This is a genomic window from bacterium, assembly GCA_030693325.1.
Taxonomy (GTDB): domain Bacteria; phylum Patescibacteriota; class Minisyncoccia; order UBA6257; family MFKM01; genus MFKM01.
The window spans coordinates 1-2,871 of sequence record JAUYAV010000010.1; the positions used below are offsets into that span (position 1 = coordinate 1).

Sequence of the window (2,871 nt, forward strand, 5' to 3'; positions counted from 1 at the left end):
TAAGGAGATGCCCTTGCAGGAATTTATGCAAGAAGAGAAAAATATAATTTTGGGTTTATTGGGCCAGGCGAACTACGAGCAGTTTATGCAAGAGATAATTAAGGCCGGGGATTTAGGCCTGCATAATGACCTGCAGAAAAATGGAGTTCTAGGCGGGGTGGAATTTAAGAATCGCGTCCGGGCTAAATTCATAAATAAGGAAGAGGAAAAGATAGATGAAGAAGAAGCTAAGGAGCCGGCAAAGGGGCCGGGTTTAAAAGTCGGCACCACCGTTTTAGTTATCGCGCTTGCGGGGTTAGGGCTGACCTTAGTGGCTAAGTTCGCGCTTAGAGAAAATAAAACTGTTATTTCCAAAGGAGAGGGTAGGGTTGCGGAAAAAGAAAATATAGCAGCCAGCCAGCCGGTTATCCGCTCCGCGCCAAAACCGCGGGAAATCCTGGAAGGGACTACTTGGCAGATTGTGCTTGCGTCAACTTCCGGCGGCGCGCAGGAGACGGACACCTTAACCTTTTCCCAAAAGAAATTTGTCTCGGTAAAATTAGGCCAAAAGAAGTTTACAACTTCCAATTATTCTTTAAGAACAGGAGAGAACGGAAAAATTACCTGGGAAACCATGCAGGTTTCTCCTGAAGGAATTGCCTTATGGCGGGCAGATATCAGCCAGGATGGTAAAATGAAAGGGGTTTTAAGCCTGCGTAAAGAAGGTTTAGCCGTGCAGGATTTTACATTTAGCGGCGAGTATTGGAGGGAAAGATAGCCATGGCTCCCAAAGTATTTAAATCTATACTGGTATTGATTTTAATCTTAGGCTTAAGAGGAACAGGGTTTGCCAAGGAAGAAAAATTTACCCCTAAGAGCCCGGCTCCAGAGCTAACAGTGAAAGCCGATGAGCCTAAAGAAGAAATCCTTGAAAAGACCCTGGATGGTGAGATCGCCGGAGTCAGCCCTAACTTCATTGCGATTATTTATGGCCAGGATGAAAATACTGCTTATGAAATTACTTTTAACATCACCAAAGATACGCGCCTGGAGCGGATTAAGAATATCAAAAATCTTAAACCCGGTGATACAGTCTGGGTAAATTATAAAGAGAAAGTCATTAAGAAAGGTAAAGAGATTCGGGTTAAGGAGCGGATTTTGAGGGTGCTGCGATTATTAAATGCGGCTAAACCCGTGGTTGAGCCGCCTGCTCCAGCGGAAAATATGGTAACTGAAACTGTAGAATAGGATAAAGAATGAAAAAGATCTGTGCTGGAAAGATGACTGGTAAAATAAAACTTCAAAGCCTGATATTTTTTGTGCTGATAGCTTTAGTAGCCGGCTTGTGGCTGCCGGATGCAGATGCTGCGCAGATAAAAAGGGTGCAGAGCGGCGAGGTTTATTTTGATGCTGCGGCGACTACGCAGACCGCTGAAATTCAGTCAGTAGATAAGAATAAAACTCTGGTGTTTCTTTATCCCAAGCCGGATGTAAATACTTCAGCTAACGCCAGGCAGAATATTTTATTTTCTGCTGATTTTGGTTCAAGTACGGATTTGGTTATCTCCCGGGATGGAGCTAGTTACGGGGTTACTGTGCGTTATTATTTAGTTGAGTTTGTAGACGGAGTTAATGTTTACAGAGGGATTAGTTCTTTTGCCGCCGGCAGCAATACTAACGCCAAATATACCACCAAAACTATTTCACTTTCCCCGAGCCTGACGGATTATAATAATGCGGTGGCGATGGTGAATACCCGGTGCTCTTTGACTACTGCGACTAATGATGAAATGGCTACCGTTAGGGTAACGATTCCGGATAATAATACTTTAGTCTTAGACCGTTATGCGACTAATGAAGTTTTAAAGAGCGTTAATTTGGTTTGGCAGGTGGCAGAGTTTACCAGAGATGCTACGGTAAAGCACGGGACAGCGACAATTGCCATAAACTCTCTTACCGGCACCGCTACTATTTCTCCGGAGATAGGCACTCTTGGCAAAGCTTTGTTGTTATTTAGCTATAAAGCTAACACCAGTGTAAATGGCGTTGAAGGACGCGAGGATGTAAGTGGCCAGATAACTAATGCCACAACGGTTACTTTTACCCGCGGATATCAGAACAATACGGCTTTGACGAATATTGAGGTAAGTTGGTTTGTAGTAGAGTTTACGGATTCTTTAAGTTCTGTGCAAGGCCAAAGCGCAGGTGTACTTTCCGTAGCCAGTGGAACAGAAGCTGTCTCTATAACTTTAGGCACGGCGATTGATCCTACCCGCTCTGTGCCAATTTTTACGGTTTCCGGGCCGTTGAGTCAGACCGCTAGTACCTACGAAGATGAGAACAGATTTTCTATTGAAAGAGATTCTCCTCATGGGCTGGTCTATGTGCCGGGAACGCCCGGAGAAGTCTGGGTAACTAACTATTATTCTAATACCGTAACTCGGTATAATGCTTCTACCGGGGCGCAAGTTGGCAGCCCGATAACCGTAGGCAGCGGGCCGAATGCGATATGTTACTTAAGTTCTACCAGCCCGGCTACAGTTTGGGTAGCTAATTATATTTCAGACAACGTCACCAAGATAGATACTTCCACCTATGCGACGACAAACTACGCCTTACCCGCAGGGGCAGCACCGATTGATATTTGCGCTGATCCTTCCACTAGTTCAGCCTGGACTGCCAATAACGGGTTTACCGATGCAACTACTAATATTAGTAAAATAACTGCTGTCATCTCCAAATTAAAAGTGCACTGTTTTTAAAGGGAGTTACAATTTAAAAGTGCACTGTTTTTTGTGCCATACTTGTAAGAAAAAGGAGGTTTACAAGTATGGCACAATTACACAAAAGAGATACCGATCAACAGGTCAAAGAGCTAAGGCAAAGGTATTC

The 2,871-nt window shown here is 44.2% G+C and carries 3 protein-coding genes; all 3 read left to right on the forward strand.

All coding sequences use genetic code 11. The features are described 5' to 3' along the window. Nucleotides 1-757 (forward strand): hypothetical protein (locus tag Q8N22_00685; protein MDP3052458.1); only part of this gene is annotated, 757 nt, incomplete at its 5' end. Nucleotides 758-759: 2 nt separating this feature from the next. Next, nucleotides 760-1,227, forward strand: coding sequence for a hypothetical protein (locus Q8N22_00690; protein ID MDP3052459.1), 468 nt, complete (start codon nt 760-762; stop codon nt 1,225-1,227). An 8-nt stretch (nt 1,228-1,235) separates the two neighbouring features. After that, on the forward strand, nt 1,236-2,741 hold the full coding sequence (locus tag Q8N22_00695) for a hypothetical protein (protein MDP3052460.1): 1,506 nt from the start codon (nt 1,236-1,238) through the stop codon (nt 2,739-2,741). Nucleotides 2,742-2,871 lie beyond the last annotated feature (130 nt).

What these genes read in the sequence shown, in the direction of transcription:
- Q8N22_00690 (MDP3052459.1), top strand. Translation starts at nt 760, where the DNA reads ATGGCTCCCAAAGTATTTAAATCTATACTGGTATTGATTTTAATCTTA.
- Q8N22_00695 (MDP3052460.1), top strand. Translation starts at nt 1,236, where the DNA reads ATGAAAAAGATCTGTGCTGGAAAGATGACTGGTAAAATAAAACTTCAA.